This window comes from Ruegeria sp. YTSA064, assembly GCF_059610325.1.
Genome location: NZ_JBXWNK010000003.1, coordinates 363438 through 381051, shown reverse-complemented (window position 1 = coordinate 381051; position 17614 = coordinate 363438). Strand labels below are relative to the sequence as shown.

General features: G+C 55.8%; 16 protein-coding genes. 12 read left to right on the top strand and 4 right to left on the bottom strand.

Features of this window, described 5'->3' with window-relative positions; translation table 11 throughout:
* Positions 1 to 133: 133 nt before the first annotated feature.
* Together AC2FI7_RS06790 and AC2FI7_RS06785 are read left to right on the top strand one after the other, a co-directional pair.
* Positions 134 to 1165: a LacI family DNA-binding transcriptional regulator gene (locus AC2FI7_RS06790; protein ID WP_010443337.1), complete on the top strand. Its 1032-nt coding sequence runs from the start codon at positions 134 to 136 to the stop codon at positions 1163 to 1165.
* A gap of 1 nt (position 1166) precedes the next feature.
* The gene (locus AC2FI7_RS06785) at positions 1167 to 2477 is read left to right on the top strand and encodes a GH1 family beta-glucosidase (protein WP_010443338.1); all 1311 of its coding nucleotides are present in this window, start codon (positions 1167 to 1169) and stop codon (positions 2475 to 2477) included.
* 6 nt (positions 2478 to 2483) lie between these two features.
* Here the strand turns inward: AC2FI7_RS06785 and AC2FI7_RS06780 are convergent, their stop codons facing one another.
* Positions 2484 to 2978 (bottom strand): ZrgA family zinc uptake protein, encoded by a 495-nt coding sequence (locus tag AC2FI7_RS06780; RefSeq protein ID WP_158005284.1) that lies wholly within the window; start codon positions 2976 to 2978, stop codon positions 2484 to 2486.
* A 272-nt stretch (positions 2979 to 3250) separates the two neighbouring features.
* Here AC2FI7_RS06780 and AC2FI7_RS06775 point away from each other — a divergent pair, with 272 nt between their 5' ends.
* The 10 genes from AC2FI7_RS06775 (at position 3251) to speB (ending at position 14319) form a co-directional block, all read left to right on the top strand.
* Positions 3251 to 4519, top strand: a complete 1269-nt coding sequence (locus AC2FI7_RS06775; RefSeq protein WP_496815620.1) for an imelysin family protein — start codon at positions 3251 to 3253, stop codon at positions 4517 to 4519.
* Between the two features lie 128 nt (positions 4520 to 4647).
* Complete coding sequence (locus AC2FI7_RS06770; RefSeq protein WP_010443341.1) at positions 4648 to 4941, top strand: (2Fe-2S)-binding protein; 294 nt, start codon at positions 4648 to 4650, stop codon at positions 4939 to 4941.
* Complete coding sequence (gene bfr / locus AC2FI7_RS06765; protein ID WP_010443342.1) at positions 4889 to 5374, top strand: bacterioferritin; 486 nt, start codon at positions 4889 to 4891, stop codon at positions 5372 to 5374. Before AC2FI7_RS06770 ends, bfr begins: the two co-directional genes overlap by 53 nt.
* 16 nt (positions 5375 to 5390) lie before the next feature.
* Complete coding sequence (locus AC2FI7_RS06760) at positions 5391 to 6881, top strand: di-heme oxidoreductase family protein (RefSeq protein WP_010443343.1); 1491 nt, start codon at positions 5391 to 5393, stop codon at positions 6879 to 6881.
* 3 nt (positions 6882 to 6884) lie between these two features.
* Entirely contained in the window at positions 6885 to 7895 is a 1011-nt protein-coding gene (locus AC2FI7_RS06755; RefSeq protein ID WP_010443344.1) for an imelysin family protein, read from the top strand.
* 3 nt (positions 7896 to 7898) lie between these two features.
* On the top strand, positions 7899 to 8984 hold the full coding sequence (locus tag AC2FI7_RS06750) for a DUF1513 domain-containing protein (RefSeq protein ID WP_010443345.1): 1086 nt from the start codon (positions 7899 to 7901) through the stop codon (positions 8982 to 8984).
* 102 nt (positions 8985 to 9086) lie between these two features.
* On the top strand, positions 9087 to 10976 hold the full coding sequence (gene speA, locus AC2FI7_RS06745) for a biosynthetic arginine decarboxylase (RefSeq protein ID WP_496815619.1): 1890 nt from the start codon (positions 9087 to 9089) through the stop codon (positions 10974 to 10976).
* Between the two features lie 14 nt (positions 10977 to 10990).
* Positions 10991 to 12202: a saccharopine dehydrogenase family protein gene (locus AC2FI7_RS06740; RefSeq protein WP_010443347.1), complete on the top strand. Its 1212-nt coding sequence runs from the start codon at positions 10991 to 10993 to the stop codon at positions 12200 to 12202.
* A 108-nt stretch (positions 12203 to 12310) separates the two neighbouring features.
* On the top strand, positions 12311 to 13480 hold the full coding sequence (gene nspC / locus AC2FI7_RS06735) for a carboxynorspermidine decarboxylase (RefSeq protein WP_496815618.1): 1170 nt from the start codon (positions 12311 to 12313) through the stop codon (positions 13478 to 13480).
* Complete coding sequence (speB, locus tag AC2FI7_RS06730; RefSeq protein ID WP_010443349.1) at positions 13477 to 14319, top strand: agmatinase; 843 nt, start codon at positions 13477 to 13479, stop codon at positions 14317 to 14319. The genes nspC and speB overlap by 4 nt, the downstream gene beginning before the upstream one ends.
* Here speB and AC2FI7_RS06725 read toward each other — a convergent pair.
* The 3 genes from AC2FI7_RS06725 to qhpG all read right to left on the bottom strand — a co-directional run bounded on the left by AC2FI7_RS06725 (position 14316) and on the right by qhpG (position 17613).
* Positions 14316 to 14906, bottom strand: coding sequence for an HD domain-containing protein (locus tag AC2FI7_RS06725; protein ID WP_010443350.1), 591 nt, complete (start codon positions 14904 to 14906; stop codon positions 14316 to 14318). The two genes, speB and AC2FI7_RS06725, sit on opposite strands and share 4 nt — an antisense overlap.
* A gap of 85 nt (positions 14907 to 14991) precedes the next feature.
* A complete protein-coding gene (lptF, locus tag AC2FI7_RS06720) occupies positions 14992 to 16125 on the bottom strand; it encodes an LPS export ABC transporter permease LptF (RefSeq protein ID WP_010443351.1) in 1134 nt (377 codons plus the stop codon).
* A gap of 72 nt (positions 16126 to 16197) precedes the next feature.
* Positions 16198 to 17613, bottom strand: a complete 1416-nt coding sequence (gene qhpG, locus AC2FI7_RS06715) for a flavin-dependent monooxygenase QhpG (protein ID WP_496815617.1) — start codon at positions 17611 to 17613, stop codon at positions 16198 to 16200.
* Between the last annotated feature and the right edge of the window lies 1 nt (position 17614).

Here is a 17614-nt window from a genome sequence, read left to right as displayed (position 1 = left end):
TCCGAGTCTGTCAACATCTCGCAAATAGTTGCCGTAATATTGAGTTATTAGGCTCAAATATCAAAACGGGTTGACGGAACCTGAAATTCCAAACAAAACAATAGGACCGCAACTTGAAAGCGCTTTGAATGCTATGAACCTAAAGAAACTCTCAGAGATTCTTGGTCTTTCACAGACAACCGTCAGCCGAGCGCTGAACGGTTATCCCGAAGTGAATGAGGAAACGCGTATCCGGGTTCAGGCTGCCGCTACTAAACACGGATACCGCCCAAATAGCCGCGCCAAAGGACTGGCGACAGGGCGATCCATGGTAATTGGGCACGTGATCCCGTTCTCTTCTCAGCACGAGATGGTCAATCCGATATTTGGTGATTTTGTTGCAGGTGCTGCGCGCACTTACGCACAGAATAACTATGATATGATGTTCACGCACGCGCCTGACACCTCAGTCGAAGACTCCTATCGAAGCCTGTTCAACCGAGGGGTCGTGGACGGCGTCGTGCTTCAAGGCCCCAAAGTCAACGAGCCGCGGATATCCGCCCTGTCGCAAATGGGGGTGCCGTTCATTGTACATGGTCGTTCTACGGGTGCCGACGTTCCTTACGACTGGATCGACGTGAACAATCAGCGCTCATTCGAGAGGGCGACACAATTTTTGATCGATCTCGGCCACCGGCGCATTGCACTGATCAACGGGCTGGAAGAGATGGACTTTGCTCAGCGCCGTCGGAATGGATACGTCTCAGCATTGAAACACTCGGGAATTGAGATTGCACCGGAGCTGTTGCGCAGCGCCGAGATGACAGAAATTTACGGGCATCAAACCGCCTGCGACATGCTGGATCTGGGCGATCCGCCGACGGCCATTCTGGCCTCGTCAATCATCTCAGCCGTTGGTGTCCGGAGGGCCCTGGAAAATCGCGGCCTGAAGATGGGGCGGGATATTTCAGTCATCGCGCACGATGACGAACTGTCCTACATGCGCAACGGCATAGATGTACCGATATTCACCGCCACGCGGTCCTCGGTCAGACATGCCGGAGAGTTGGCTGCTGAAATGCTGATTGGACGGATCAACGCCCCCAACGACCCACCCAAAACACGCCTGTTAGAGGCCGAGCTTGTTGTTGGCAGCTCAACCGGTCCAGCTCCACAAAGGATGTGAAATGAAACACAAACGCTCGGATTTTCCGGTAGATTTTCAGTTTGGCGTTGCAACGTCGGCCTACCAGATTGAGGGTCATGCTCAGGGTGGCGCAGGAAAGACCCATTGGGACAGTTTTGCGGCCACTCCGGGAAACGTCGTAAACGCTGAAAACGGCGATTTGGCCTGCGACCACTACAATCGATATGAACAGGATTTGGATCTGATCCAGGACGCTGGGTTCGACTGCTATCGTTTCTCGACCAGCTGGGCTCGAATCTTGCCCGAGGGACGCGGGCCAGCCAATCAACAAGGCCTTGATTTCTATGATCGTTTAGTTGACGCCCTACTTGAACGCGGCATCAAACCCTGCGCAACGCTGTATCACTGGGAACTCCCCTCGCCGCTTGCTGACTTAGGCGGCTGGCGAAACCGAGATATCGCGAATTGGTTCGCTGATTTTACAGAAATCATCATGGGCCGTATCGGCGATCGCATGTTCAGCGTGGCATCCATCAACGAGCCCTGGTGCGTAAGCTGGCTCAGTCATTTCGAGGGCCAACATGCCCCTGGCTTGCGTGATATCCGCGCCACTGCCCGTGCCATGCATCATGTCTTGCTTGCCCATGGTCGCGCAATCGAGGTTATGCGTGGATTGGGTATGTCCAATCTGGGTGCGGTGTTCAATCTGGAATGGTCGGAACCCGCCGATGATAGCACCGAAGCACAATCTGCGGCGGCGCTATATGACGGGATCTACAACCGGTTCTTCTTGAGCGGGGTCTTTAACAAATCTTACCCCGAGAATGTTCTGGAGGGTTTATCACCGCACTTACCCAAGGGTTGGCAGGACGATTTTGAGACCATCGGCAGTCCGGTCGATTGGTGCGGGCTGAATTTCTATACGCGCAAGCTGATTACACACTCTGACTCGGCCTGGCCCGCTTTAAAAGAGGTTCCAGGCCCGCTGCCCAAAACGCAGATGGGGTGGGAAATTGATCCTTCGGCGCTTTCGCGATTTTTGATCCGAACTGCACGCGATTACACGGGCGATCTATCGATATATGTCACTGAAAACGGTATGGCGAGCGTTGAGCGCCAACAGGATGAGGATCGAATTGATTATCTGGATCAACATCTGGCTGAAGTGCGTCGGGCTTTGGATCACGGTGTGCCGATCAAAGGATATTTTGTCTGGTCGTTACTGGACAATTACGAATGGGCGCTGGGGTATGAAAAACGCTTTGGACTGGTCGATGTAGATTTCAAAACGTTGGAGCGAACACCCAAAGCATCATATTTTGCCTTGAAAAACGCGTTGACGCAAAACTAACGCACACTAGTCCTGCAGGGTCAGCACCGGCTGATCGCGATACACCGTATAGCTGAAGGCGCCTTCGACCGAAATCAAACTGATGTCCAGTTTCTGAGCGTCGGGAAATAATTCAAAATAGGTGAACCGGATCGACGTCACCAAATCTATTTCCTCGCATTCCAACACATAGTCCGCTTGAAATTCGGCGTGTTCTCTGGTGTGATTTTCGGTTTTGTCATCCACTTGCCCAAAACCAACCCCAACAAGAGCCACATTCGCAGACGCGGTTTCGCATCCAGCTTCTGATGGCAAATTGAACAACCTCAACGGTTCTGAGAAATCCGATATCGCGGCCGCAACTTCTGCCCGTTCTTCGTCGTTTTCTGCTGAGTGCTCAAAGCCCACAACATCCATGCCCGGGGCCGCAAGAATCACGGCGAACTCATTACTATCCATTGATATTGCCACTCGCCCAACACCGTGGGTATGCGCTTCGACCGCAGCCAACTTTTGAGCCATTGGTATGGTTGGCAAGAGCATTAACAGTACTGCCGCGCATTTCATCTCAAACACCATTAAACAAACAAATCTCGTATTATTTTAGTCTAATTACCCTCCTGCGCAATTGGCTTACATGCATTTCAACCCCACCAGATATGGGGAGGCAAATTCAGACTTTATATCTGACAATAAAAGTCAGGTTGACTTTGTTGACTGATTAACTCAGATATTTCCACGTCCACCCCGTACCTGTGCGGGAACCGAACCCGTTGAGAAGGAATGAATTCCAAATGACCAAATTATTCACTGCGATCAGCGCCCTTACGTTGAGCATCGCAGGTGCAGCTGTCGCCGACGCCCCGTCTAAAGCAGATATTCTGAGCACCTATGCCAACATCGCGGAAGCCAAGTTTGACGACAGCCTGATTGCCGCGAAGAAGCTGCAAGCTGCCGTCAACGCTCTGATCGCTGACCCGTCTGATGCCACGCTGAACGCCGCCCGCGCCGCATGGGTCGCCGCGCGCGTGCCTTATCAGCAGACCGAGGTTTATCGCTTTGGCAACGCTATCGTCGACGACTGGGAAGGCAAACTGAATGCCTGGCCATTGGACGAAGGCCTGATCGACTATGTGGACGCGTCGTACGGAGGCCCGAGCGATGAGAACGAGTTCGCCGTGCTGAACGTCATCGCCAACCCCAGCTTTGAACTATCTGGCGAAACCATCGACGCCAGTGATATCACTCCGACCCTGTTGTCGGACACGCTGCACGAAGCTGACGGGATCGAAGCAAACGTCGCGACCGGTTATCACGCCATCGAATTCCTGCTTTGGGGCCAGGACCTTAACGGTCATGAGGCGGGTGCAGGCAACCGTCCTTACACCGACTATGTAGACGGTGACGGCTGCACTGGCGGTAATTGCGATCGTCGGGCCCAGTATCTGAGCGCCGCAACCGATCTGCTGATCAGCGATCTTGAATGGATGACGGCCCAGTGGGCAGAAGGCGGTGATGCGCGTGCCGCACTGGCAGCAGACGAGACTGCCGGTGTAAGTGCAATCCTGACCGGCATGGGCTCGCTGTCCTATGGTGAACAGGCGGGTGAACGCATGCGCTTGGGCCTGATGCTGAACGATCCCGAAGAAGAGCATGATTGCTTTGCCGACAACACCCATAACAGCCACTATTACGATGGTCTGGGCATCCAGAACGTGTATCTGGGAAGCTACACCCGCATTGATGGCACTCCCGTATCTGGTGCATCGTTGTCCGATCTGGTTGTCGCAACCGATCCGTCGTTGGATGCAGAGATGAAAGCCAAGCTCGCGAGCACCATGAAAGCTTTGGGCAACATCAAGTCGACTGCCGAGGCTGGTTTTGCTTATGATCAGATGCTGGAGCGCGGCAACGAAGGCGGTGAAGCTCTGATCATGGGTGGCGTGAATGGACTGATCGACCAAACCAAAACCATTGAACGTATCGTGACTCTGCTGGAACTTGACCAGATCGAGTTCGAAGGCTCGGACAGCCTAGATAATCCTGACGCGGTATTCCATTAAACGCTATGGCCGGGCGCGATGGAATTGCGCTCTGCCCCTTCTACGAAATGGGTGTGGCGTCTTGACACTGGACGCAAAACTAAAAACCAACTATTTCACTAAGAATAACGAAATCAGGCTGAGTCGCCATGATTATATGCCACTGTACCAATATCTCAGACCACGACATCCGCGCCGCGATCAGTTGGATGCGCACCGCAGACCCGCAGACCATAATCACCCCTGGCAAGATCTATCATGCCCTTGGTAAATCAGCGGATTGCGGCGGATGTATGCCTCTTTTCCTAGACACAATGCGTTCTGACGATAATCTGGAAGTCCCCATGCAGCTTCGAACATTGCGGTCCGGAGCATCACAGGAGAAGTCACATGAAAGGCGATCCCAAGGTTATCGAATATCTAAACAAATCACTGCGGCATGAACTGACGGCTGTTAGCCAGTACTGGTTGCACTATCGCCTGCAGGAAGATTGGGGGCTTGGCCATATGGCTAAGAAAAGTCGCGAAGAATCCATCGAAGAGATGGAGCACGCGGACAAGCTGATTGAACGTATTATTTTTCTCGAAGGTCACCCCAACCTGCAAAAACTTGATCCATTGCGGATCGGCCAGACACCCAAGGAAACTCTTGAATGCGATCTGGCAGCCGAAATTGATGCAAGAGCTCTTTATAAGGAAGCGCGCGAGTATTGCCGGGATGCCGGCGACTACGTGTCGATGTCTCTGTTTGAGAAATTGATGTCCGATGAAGAGGACCATATCGACTTTCTCGAAACGCAGCTCGACCTCTATGAAAGGATTGGCGAAGCCAACTATGCGCAACTCAACGCATCAACCATGGACGAGGGCGAGTAGGCTCGCCCTGGCATCGGTGGCCGCACTGTCGGCCACCCCCTCCCTCGCGACCGAGCTAAGGGACCCACATCTAAACTTCATTCCCAGAACAGACGAAGAGCGTGCGCGGATTGCTGCGGTGACAGCCTCACCCGAAAAGTTCAGTGCACCCCAGCGGTTCGAAGAATTATCCGCTGGCGCGGCGACTGTACGCGTTCGTACCGATGCCGATGCGTTTTCTCAGCCCTCCGCCAACATTAGTTTCGAACAGGAACTGGATTTCAAAGTAGGCAATGGATTGTTCAAGAAAATCTGGGTCTCATCGCCCTCCTCAACACTCGCCTCAGACGGGCTAGGGCCGCTCTATAACGCCCGCTCCTGCCAGCGATGCCACATCAAGGATGGACGGGGCCATACACCTAATGGACCGGATGACAACGCCGTCTCGATGTTTCTGAGGGTCTCGATCCCCGGCAACCCAGAGGATGCTCCTGCCAAGATTGAGGACTATATCGCCACCTTGCCCGACCCAATTTATGGCGGGCAGATGCAGGATTTCGCACTGGCCGGCCGTCCGGCAGAATATCGGTTGAGCATCACATACGAAGAAGACCCAATCGAGCTGTCCGACGGTGAAATTGCTTCGCTTCGCCGCCCGACCTACCATGCGGCCGACTTGGGGTATGGCCGATTGCATCCCGACGCCATGCTCAGCCCCCGAATCGCGCCACAGATGATCGGCTTGGGATTGCTCGAATCCATCCCGGTTGAGGACCTGTTGGCACGGGCCGATCCTGATGATGAAGATGGCGACGGGATATCGGGGCGACCAAACATCGTGTGGTCGTTAGAATTTGGCGAACCGATGATGGGCCGCTTTGGCCACAAGGCCGGAATGCCTACGGTGATGGAGCAATCATCGGCAGCATTTTCGGGTGATATTGGCATTTCTAGCCCGCTTTACCCTGCCCCCTTCGGCGATTGTACCGAACTGCAGACCAACTGCATAGATGCCCCGCACGGTGACTCTGATGTGCGCGGGTTTGAGATTGACCAAATCGGCATGGATCTCGTCGCTTTTTACAGCCGCAATTTGGGTGTCCCCGCCCGGCGTGAGACTGATGATCCACAGGTTCTGCGCGGCAAAGAAGTATTCCACACATCTGGCTGTGCCTCTTGTCACGCACCTGTCTATGTTACCCATCGAATGCCCGACCGAACCGAACACAGTTTTCAATTGATCTGGCCCTACACTGACCTGCTGCTGCACGACATGGGTGAAGGACTGGCCGATAACCGCCCCGAGGCCCGCGCCACGGGCCGAGAATGGCGTACTCCACCGCTGTGGGGGATTGGATTGACAGAACGTGTCTCGGGCCACACCCAATTCCTGCACGACGGTCGGGCACGCTCTCTGCTCGAGGCTGTCTTATGGCATGGCGGAGAAGCCCAAGCCGCCCGCGACACGGTGGTATCAATGCCTAAAGCTGACCGTGATGCGCTGATCCAATTTCTAGAGAGCCTGTAATTGATGCGAAGCCTTACCCTATTCACCGCTTTGTTGATCCCATTCGGCGCCTATGCGCAGGATCGCGCGCCGATTCTGATGGATGTGACTGAAACACATATTCTGCCGCGCTTTGCGCAATTGGCGGATGCGACCGACACCTTGGCCACCACCGTGCAGGCCGATTGTGAGCCACAATCGGATACCCTGCGCGCAGCCTATTCTGCAGCATTCGATAGCTGGATCTCAGCCAGTCATTTGCGATTCGGTCCAACCGAGACAGATGATCGGGCCTTTGCCATGGCCTTCTGGCCCGACACCAAAGGTTTCACACCAAAAACCCTGTCCCGGCACATCAAAGACGAAGACACAGCTGTCGAGTCGCCTGCCGCATATGCCGAAACGTCGATTGCCGGGCGCGGATTTCTGGCGCTTGAACGAATGCTGTACGATCCAGCCATGGCCGAACAAGGTAACGTCGCCTATCGCTGCGCGCTGATCCGCGCCATCGCTACCGACATTGATCGGAATGCAGATGCAATGAACGCCGATTGGCAGAGTTTCGCACCAAATCTGACCCAGCCGGGCGACGACAGCCCCTATCGCTCGGGCGATGAGGCGATGCAGGAACTGTACCGGGCGCTGACAACGGGCCTAGAATTCACCGCTGATACGCGGCTCGGTCGCCCCTTGGGTACATTCGAACGTCCTCGTCCAAACCGCGCCGAAGCGCGCCGGTCAAAGCGATCATTGCGCCATGTGGAGCTATCATTGATCGCGCTAAGCGATATGGCCGCCCGCCTGTCCTTCGACCACCCCGAAATCGCAGCTGATCTTGATACAGCCTTTGCACAGGCAATAGATCGGGCTCAGTCGCTGGATGACCCCGCCTTTGCCAAGGTCGACACACCACTGGGCCGCATCCGGGTCGAAGCGTTGCAACAATCGATCCACAAGATTCGCGAGATCGCCTCAATCGAGCTTGGTCCAACGCTCGGCATCAGTGCTGGCTTCAACTCGCTGGACGGAGACTGAACTTTGACCAACCGGCGCAATTTCCTTGCAGGTCTCGCCGCTGCCAGCCTGACGCCCGCATCCGGCTGGTCATCAGTGGGCGCGCCTGTTTATCTTGCCGCCGGGCTATTCCCCGATGGCAGCTATCGGCTTTCCGGGCTGGATAACGCAGGCGCCATCTTGTTCTCGATCCCTCTGCCCGCACGAGGCCATGCTGCGGCTGCCCATCCGTCCAAAGCACAAGCTGTCGCCTTTGCACGCCGTCCGGGCACATTCGCCATTGTGATCGATTGCAAAAGCGGCCACGTCATCAAACGACTGACAGCCCCAAAGGGCCGCCACTTCTACGGGCACGGCACATTCTCGGCCGATGGCACACGGTTCTTCACGACCGAGAACAAATATGAAGCCGCAGAAGGTGTTATAGGCGTTTGGGACGCCAACAGCTTTGTTCGGCTCGGAGAGTTCGCCTCGGGCGGCGTTGGTCCACACGACATAAGGCTGATGCCCGGCAGTGACATGCTAGTTATCGCCAATGGCGGTATCGAAACCCACCCCGATACCGGCCGAACGAAGCTTAACTTGCCTACAATGTTGCCCAATCTCGCCTATGTCGACCTATCGGGTTCGGTATTGGCAAAAGTGGAGCTAACCGGCGCGCAGCACAAAAACTCAATCCGTCATCTTGCTGTGCGTAGCGATGGTCTTGTGGGTTTCGCGATGCAATGGCAGGGCAATCAGATCAAGCACCCACCCTTGTTGGGCTTGCACAAACTTGGCGAAATCCCTCGCCTGCTTTCCGCCCCTGAAAGACAGCAAAGCGACTTGCAGGGGTATGCTGGCAGCATCGCGTTCTCCACCGATGGACATTCAGTTGCAATAACCTGCCCCAGAGGCAACACGCTACATCGCTTCGATGTGACGAGCGGTGCTTTAATGAATGCCTACACGCTTGAGGACGTCTGCGGATTAGGCGCTGGCGCAGAAGGTTTGGTATTCACCACCGGTACCGGTGCCTTTGGGTCTCTGAATGCCGCGCACGCCAAAATCTCGTCTCGGCAGGATTGCCAATGGGACAACCATTTGATCCCAATCCAAACAACCGATTAATACGCAGCGAGAATCCGATTCGCAGTTTATGCTTGGACGAATCGAACCGCTACCGTATTGGCAGGCGCGAAACCTGCACCCTGATTCCAAGGATAAACCTGATTGAAACAACCGCCCATCGCACCGCATTCCATCTACGGGGTTGAGAAATGGGGCAAAGGCCTCATTGAGGTGACGGATCAGGGCGAGATCGGTCTACGTAATCCGATGGTTCCTGATGCCACTGCGATTAGCCTGCCGGGTATCCTCAGTGATTTGGATGATCGGGGTATCAAGGCGCCGATGGTGCTACGTGTGGCGTCTTATCTGGAACATGAGATCGCGCATTTGAATGAAAGTTTCCGCGACGCAATCAAGCGCGTGGACTACAAAGGCCTATATCGCGGCGTTTTCCCGATCAAGGTGAACCAGCAGGCTCAGGTCGTCGATCGTATCGTCGAGTTCGGCAAGAAATACAATTATGGGCTTGAGGCCGGTTCCAAACCCGAACTGGTCGTCGCGCTGGCCCACCGCTTGGCCTCTGAGGCGCTCATTGTCTGCAACGGCGTCAAGGACGCCGAGTTCATCCAGCTCGCAATCCTCAGCCGCAAGATTGGTTTCAATACGGTCATCGTTCTGGAAAGCCCAAAAGAGGCTGACACGGTTATCCAGGTCTATAACGAGCTTGGCATCGAGCCCTTGATCGGCGTACGGGTCAAGCTGACCAATCAGATCAGCGGCAAATGGGAAGAAAGCTCAGGCGACCGATCCGCCTTTGGGATGAACACCGACCAACTGGTTGCCACAGTGGACAAGCTGCGCGACGCCGGCCTGCTGCATTGCCTGAAGCTGCAGCACTCACATCTGGGCTCGCAGGTACAGGACGTCAACGACGTGCGCCGCGCTGTAGGCGAGGCGTGCCGCTACTATACTGAACTCACGCGCGAAGGCGTACCGCTCACCCATTTGGACCTGGGCGGAGGTATGGGTGTGGACTATACCGGCGAAAAGAAAGCCGCAGAAAATTCAATCAATTACACGGTTGAAGAATACTGCGCCAACGTGGTCGAAACTGTGGCCTATGCCATGGACGAAGCTAAAATCGATCATCCTACGCTTATCACTGAAAGCGGGCGGGCCGTCGTGGCCACATCTTCGATGCTGGTCTTTAATGTTCTGGAGAGCACGCTTTACGACGCCCCGACCGGTCCCGAAGTCGAAGCTGATGATCATCATATGGTCTCGGACCTCGCTGCAGTTCATGGCTATCTAAGCAGCGATCGGCTGCAGGAATGCTGGAACGACGCCACCTTCTACCGCAACGAGCTGCGCGCGCTCTTCCGGCGAGGCTATGTCGACCTGCGCCAGATGGCCCGTGCTGAACGGATCTACCTATCGCTTATGGCCCGCCTCAAGTCTCTGGCTGCAAGCGATGATCTGGAGTCGGATGTGGACGACCAGTTAGAGAAAGTGGCCGATATCTACCACTGCAACTTCTCGCTGTTCCAATCCCTTCCTGACGTTTGGGCCATCGATCAACTTCACCCCATCGTCCCACTACAAGGCCTGAACCAAACGCCTGACCGCCGCGCCGTTCTGTCAGACATCACCTGCGACAGCGACGGCAAGATCGACCGGTTCATTCTGGCCGACGGTGTCTCACCCAGTCTGCCGGTGCATTCCCTGCCCGAAGATGATGAGTATTTCATGGGTGTCTTCTTCGTTGGCGCTTATCAGGAAACCTTGGGCGATCTGCACAACTTATTCGGCGATACCAACGTCGTCACCATCGACCTGCGTGCTGACGGAGGCTTTGATCTGCTGCACGAACAAGAGGGCGACACGATCAGCCAGGTCCTGTCTTACGTGGAATTCGACCCACAGGACTGCGTCGCCGCCTTCCGTAAAATGGTGGACGAGGCGATCTCGACCGGTACTCTGAAAGCCAAGGACCGCAAAACCCTGATGAGCGCCTATCGCGACTCGATCAACGGCTACACCTATTACGAATAAAAAGGAGACAGACCATGGGCAAAACACTGGTTGTCGGCGCGGGCGGCGTATCTCACGCTGCAGTGCACAAGATGGCGATGAATTCGGACATTTTTACCGAAATCACCTTGGCCAGCCGCACAAAATCCAAATGCGACGCCATCGCCAAGGCGGTGAAAGAGCGTGTGGGCGTCGATATCAAGACCGCCGAACTGGACGCTTACAAGGTCGAAGACACGGTCAAGCTGATCAAGGAAACCGGCGCAGAAATCCTCGTGAACCTCGCTCTGCCCTATCAGGATCTGGTGCTGATGGACGCCTGCCTTGAGGCCGGAATCCACTATCTGGATACCGCAAATTATGAGCCCGAGGATGAGGCCAAGTTCGAATACCATTGGCAGTGGGCCTATCAGGATAAGTTCAAAGAGGCCGGTCTGACAGCCATCCTCGGCTCTGGCTTCGATCCGGGCGTGACCAGCGTATTCGCCACTTGGCTGAAGAAACATAAGCTGGACACCATTCGTCAGATCGATGTGCTGGACGCTAATGGCGGCTCGAACGATCAGGAATTCGCCACTAACTTCAACCCCGAGATCAACCTGCGCGAAGTGCTGGCCGAAGTACGTCACTGGGAGAACGGCGAATGGAAACATTCCCCCGCCATGACCCATAAGGTCGAGTTCGACTTCCCTGCAATCGGTCAGAAAAACATGTACCTGATGTATCACGAGGAACTGGAATCACTCTCGACCCACTTCCCCGAAATCGAACGCGCCCGCTTCTGGATGACCTTCGGCGATGCCTACATTACCCACGCCAAAGTGCTGGAGAATGTCGGCATGACCCGCATTGATCCGGTGATGCATGACGGCATGGAAATCATCCCGATCCAATTCCTGAAAACTCTGCTGCCTGATCCCGGTGACCTGGGTGCAGAAACCAAAGGCAAAGCCTGCATCGGCGACATCGCCACGGGCCAGGCCAAAGACGGTTCGGGTGAGAAAACCTATTACATCTACAACATCTGCGACCACGAGGAATGCTATGCCGAGGTCGGCAGCCAAGCCGTCAGCTACACCACCGGCGTACCCGCGATGATCGGTGCCGCACAGGTGCTGAAAGGCAACTGGGTGCAGCCCGGCGTCTGGAACATGGAACAGCTGGATCCAGACAACTTCATGGACATGCTGAACGAACACGGCCTGCCGTGGCAGGTCCACGAGCTCGACGGCCCGGTCGAGTTCTGATCCCTCAGGGCCGGTCTGAGCGACCACACTGTTTCATCTGGCCCAAAATATCCGGGGGGTCCGGGGGGTTGGTCCCCCGGGCCTCTCCACCCAACGGAGACGCCTGTTATGTCCGACATGATGACCACGCAGGCCGGCGACGCCGGAGCCTTTCGCAACTTCGATCTCAGCCGGGTTCCCACGCCGTGCTTTGTGGTCGACGAAATAGCCGTCGACCGGAACCTGAGCATCCTCGCCGAGATCAGCAACCGCTCAGGCGCGCATATCCTGAGCGCGCTCAAAGCCTTCTCAATGTTCTCGCTCGCCCCATTGGTCCGCCAATACCTCGGCGGCACCTGCGCGAGCGGTATCTATGAGGCACGTTTGGGTCGTGAAGAATATGGCGGCGAAGTCGCGACCTTCTGCGCCGGGTATAAAGACGCAGATATAGATGAAATTCTCACTTTGTCCGACCACATCATCTTAAACTCTCCGGCTCAGAAGGATCGCTTCCTCTTCAAAGCCCAGGCAGCAGGCGTACAGGTTGGCCTGCGTATCAACCCCGAGCACTCCGAGGGTGAGATCCCCAAATACGACCCCTGCGCACCTTGCTCACGTCTCGGCACGCCTGCCAGCCAACTGACCGCAGGCGCCCTGACTGGCGTCGATGGGTTGCACATGCACACACTCTGCGAGCAGGGGTTCGAGCCGCTGCAACGAACTTGGGACGCTGTGGAACCCAAACTCGCCCCCTTCATAGACCAGCTCAAGTGGCTGAACTTCGGCGGCGGCCATCATATCACCCGCGATGACTATGACCGCGACAGGCTGGTGGCCTTCATTAAAGCCGTCCGCGCAAAACACAACGTCGACGTCTATCTTGAACCCGGGGAGGCGGTGGCGTTGGACGCGGGCATTCTGGTCGGAGAAATCCTAGACCTACCAACAAATGGCATGAACCTCGCAATCACCGATATTTCGGCCACCTGCCACATGCCCGACGTGATCGAAGCCCCGTATCGCCCCGCCCTGATGGACGAGGCCGCGTCAGGCCATACCTACCGCCTGGGTGGCCCCTCTTGCCTCGCGGGTGACGTGATTGGCGATTACACTTGGGATCAGCCTCTGGAGATCGGCCAGCGCTTTGCTTTCCTCGATCAGGCGCACTACTCGATGGTCAAGACCAACACCTTCAACGGTGTTCCCCTGCCCACCATCGCCTTATGGAACAGCGAAACAGACGAACTGAAAATCATCAAAAAGTTCGGCTATGACGACTTTAAGGACCGCCTTTCATGAGCATTTTTCTTGATAGTGAACTGACCACATCCGAGCGCACCGAGGACGCCCGCTTCCGCGTAATCCCGGTGCCTCTGGAGCGCACGGTCTCTTACGGATCCGGCACCGCAAATGGGCCTGAGGCGATCATTGAGGCCAGCAACGAGTTGGAGCGCATCACCGGCCACGCAGAACCTTGCGTAGAAGGCATATTTACCGAAAAACCCATCGATTGCGATGCCGCCCTGCCTGAAATCATGGAACGCCTCGCCCAACGCACCGAAGCTGCCATCCGTGCGGGCAAAGTGCCCGTGACCTTGGGCGGAGAACATTCTCTCAGTTTTGGAGCAGTGATGGGTGTCGCTCGTGCGCTAAACCAGCCCATCGGCATCGTCCAGATCGACGCCCATGCCGATCTGCGCAACGCCTATCAGGGAGAGAAACACTCTCACGCCTCAGTCATGCACCTTTTGGCCGAAGAAGGCATCCAGCTGGCGCAATTCGGCGTTCGTGCCTTCTCAACCGAAGAAGCGCAGAGCCGTCTGAAGAACCGCATTTTCCATGTGGACGCCGAAGAATTGGTGACTGGTAATATCCATTCGGTCGACCTGCCCGAGGATTTTCCCGAACTGATTTATGTCAGCTTTGACGTGGACGGGCTGGATCCATCACAAATGCCTGCGACCGGCACGCCCGTACCTGGGGGGCTGGGATACTATCAGGCGCTGCACCTGGTCGAACACGCCCTGAAGGGCCGGAAATGTGTGGGCTTCGATGTGGTCGAGTTGGCCCCAGACGGCAATGCCGCCTGGGACTTTACCGCCGCTCAGATCGTCTATCGACTGATGGCCGCTTGTTAACCTTCTGACGTCTCGTTCAACTCCATATGCCCCTCGCCCTTGCTTAAGACGCGGCGTAGCATGGGTTCGAAGAACTCCAGCGGCTTTGTTGGATAATCAGGGTCAAACGCTTTCTGATCGTATTCGTGGCAGAAATATCGGCAGTCCTCCCAATACGGGCTGTCGCGATACTTGTCGCGCGCATTCCGGTCACCGCCGAGATGGTGATTATAATAATATCCCTGAAACACACAGTGGTGCTTGAGGATCCAATGGGTTCTCTCGCTTACATATGGCTTCATCATCGCAGCTGATAATTCACCGTGATTATAAGGCGACAGGATATCGCCAGTGTCATGGATCAAAGCTGCTACAACCAGCTCTTCATCGGCACCATCCTCATAAGCGCGTGTCGCGGCTTGCAGGCTGTGTTGGTAACGATTCACTGGATAAGGCGTCCAGTCTTCGTCTAGCGATCGGATGGCATCCAAAATACGATCTGGCAGAGCCGCGTTATAGGCCTCTTCATACTCCATGACCGCATCCCAATCGGCCTTCGTTGCCTCTTCAAAACTGGTCCAGGTGGGTTTGTGGGTTTTGTCCAGCATGGCGCGCTCCTGTGGCTGCTTTCGCGCCTAGATTAGACAGACCGATCAACAACGCAAAAGAATTCGACGCGACAAACGCCAAGTATCATGCAGAGGTAATGGCGCCGTTGCCGGATGATTTACGAAACAAGGGGCGTCCGGCAATAGTCAGGAACAAGCCTGACAATGCGACGCCCAGTATCGCCGGAAGGTAAAGCAAAATCCACAAACGTGGATCTCCAATCACAACAGGTGAAACAAACCCCCTAACGCCTTCCAACAATACGAGAATCGTGAAGGCTCCGAGTATCTGGGGCCACAAGCCAAAACGCGAAAAACTGCCGAGCATGAGCGCCGAATAGCCGACCAAGGCAACCGCAATACAAATAGCGATCCATGAGAATCGCTGATGCAGTTCATCAACCAGATGCCCGACGCTGTGGTCATCTTTCACGGCAACAGCTTCCCGATCCCAGATCAGCTCGATCGTAGGTATCGCCTCAAGGCTCCGGTGGCCCATTTCCGAGTTCAGTGTCAGCTCTGAAATGTCGTAGGATGCATCTTCGAACAACGTTGATGACAACGTGTTGCCAGCCTCATCAAATCGCAGCGCAACCCCGTCTAGCATAACCAGATGAATGCCTGAGGTCTGGTTGACCAGATAAGCTGTGGTGCTGGAATAGCTGACGGGATTTATCGCTTCTCGCCGGTCCGAAACAAAGACCTCGCGCAGCGTACCGTCCAGATCGATACTGCCAATATAGACGGTTACACTGTCTGCCGGGTGCAGGAATTCACCTTCATTCAGCAGCTGAGCAGTAACATCACCAGCGACTTCATCCTGTCTTTTTTCCAGCTGATCAACCGATGCAGGCCGAAGAAACACACTGATGACCGCCATTATCAACCCAGCGCTCAGCCCGAACATCAAAACCGCGCGCGCCAGACGCCAAGGGCTCGATCCGGTCGCCAGCATCACCGTCATCTCACTTTCCCGGCTCAAGCGGTTGGTCGCGTAAACAGCGGCAGCAAACACCGCCATTGGCATAACTGTCCGTATCAGAGTCGGTAGGGTTAGCGCGGTGAATTCCAGAAACACCATTGCAGACTGGCCGCCGCTAATCACGCGGTCAAACAGGCTGACCGAACGTGTGATCCAGAAGACACCGACAAGGACCAGTGTGAAAAAGCCAAACAGCACCAGCAATTGCCGCAGGAAATACCCATCAAAACGCGACATACGACCCCTTGTTACTTGGCGATTGGCGTTGCGGCAAAGCTTATGCCATTCAGATGGCAGAGGGAACCGTGATTAAGCCCGATCAGTTGCCGGGATCAGTATGCGATGGTGCCAAAGCCAGTCCAGAATGCGAGACGCTCGTTCGGCATCGAGTGTATCTGACCAACATGCAACGATCTTGCTCGCGTTTTGTGGCCAATGTAAGCGCTGCAACAGAAGGCCAAGCGAAGCACCCTCGAGATTTGCGACAGGGCGCTGCAGATTTGGGTGCTTCAAAACAAGTCCCGGCTCAATATGCGCGGCGACCTGAACCCCAGACGTAATCAGCCGTGTTTTTGAAGACAGGGTCAGGGCTAAATCGTTGCGCAATATCTCTGGGCTATGAACGGTTCGAGGCGATTTGAGCCAGTCCAACGGATGCGCCCGCTCGGCCCAGAACGGCGAAGGACTGACTGCATGCTGCCTCGCATAGAAATCCGCCGACAGTGCGGCGTGGGTCTGTACACGCTCAAACTGGCGGTCTGCGTAGAAGGTCAAAGCCAGTTCGCTGTGTTCGGGCGTATCCAGCAGCGTGTTTATCACTGCTGCGGCCTGCACTGCCTGACCCATGGCCAATTGCACCCCTTGCGATGACAAAGCGTCGACCGAGAAACTGGCTTCCCCGACCCGCAGAAGATCTCGCGCCGGAGGTGTTACATCGGTTCGGCTGGTTGCGTCCACCCTCCGGACTGGCCCGATCCGGCGCTGTTCCAGACATGGGGATAACAAGGTCGATTGCGCCAGCAGGTTCAGGTAAAGATCGCGCCGGTCCGCAGGTGAAAGCCCTGTGCAGCTCTCGGGTTCAACAAATACCATTGCATTGACCACCCCACCCGGCAACAGCGCACCCCAGTACCAGTGCGACTTGCCTGCTTCGACCCGCGCTTGTGGGCCGAAGCCTGGGGGAACCTGCCAATTAGCATAGAGCGCCAATAGAGGCTGAGAGGCCGGGCGAAACCTGCGGCCCAGCCCGGCTTGTCGGCCTGCGGCATCCAGAAGGATCCGCGCCTGAACCTGCAATGCTTCCGTATCGGTGCGGACTGGTATTTCCCAGACTGATCTATCGCGCATCGGGCGGTATGCCCGTGCGGGCTGGATGATCTCAACTCCCGCCGCCCGCACGGCCCGCAGCAGTACCGCATCAAACTGGCCTCGATCCACTAATAGACCGGGGTAATCGCCGTCAGCACCGCGACGCTCAAACGTTCCGGCCCAATGCAGGATCGATCCGCTTGCGCGCAGAAACCCGGCTTGCGCCACGGTTTCTTCGACGCCCAGAAGGTTCAGGATCGGCCAGATTGATGGTGGCAGAGATTCTCCGACATGCTGGCGCGGAAAGGATTGTCTTTCGATCAGGCAGACGCGGCGACCCAGTTGAGCTAACCTCAGCGCCGCCGCGCTGCCTGCTGGGCCGCCACCGACTACGCAGATTTCAGTCTCAATGATCATC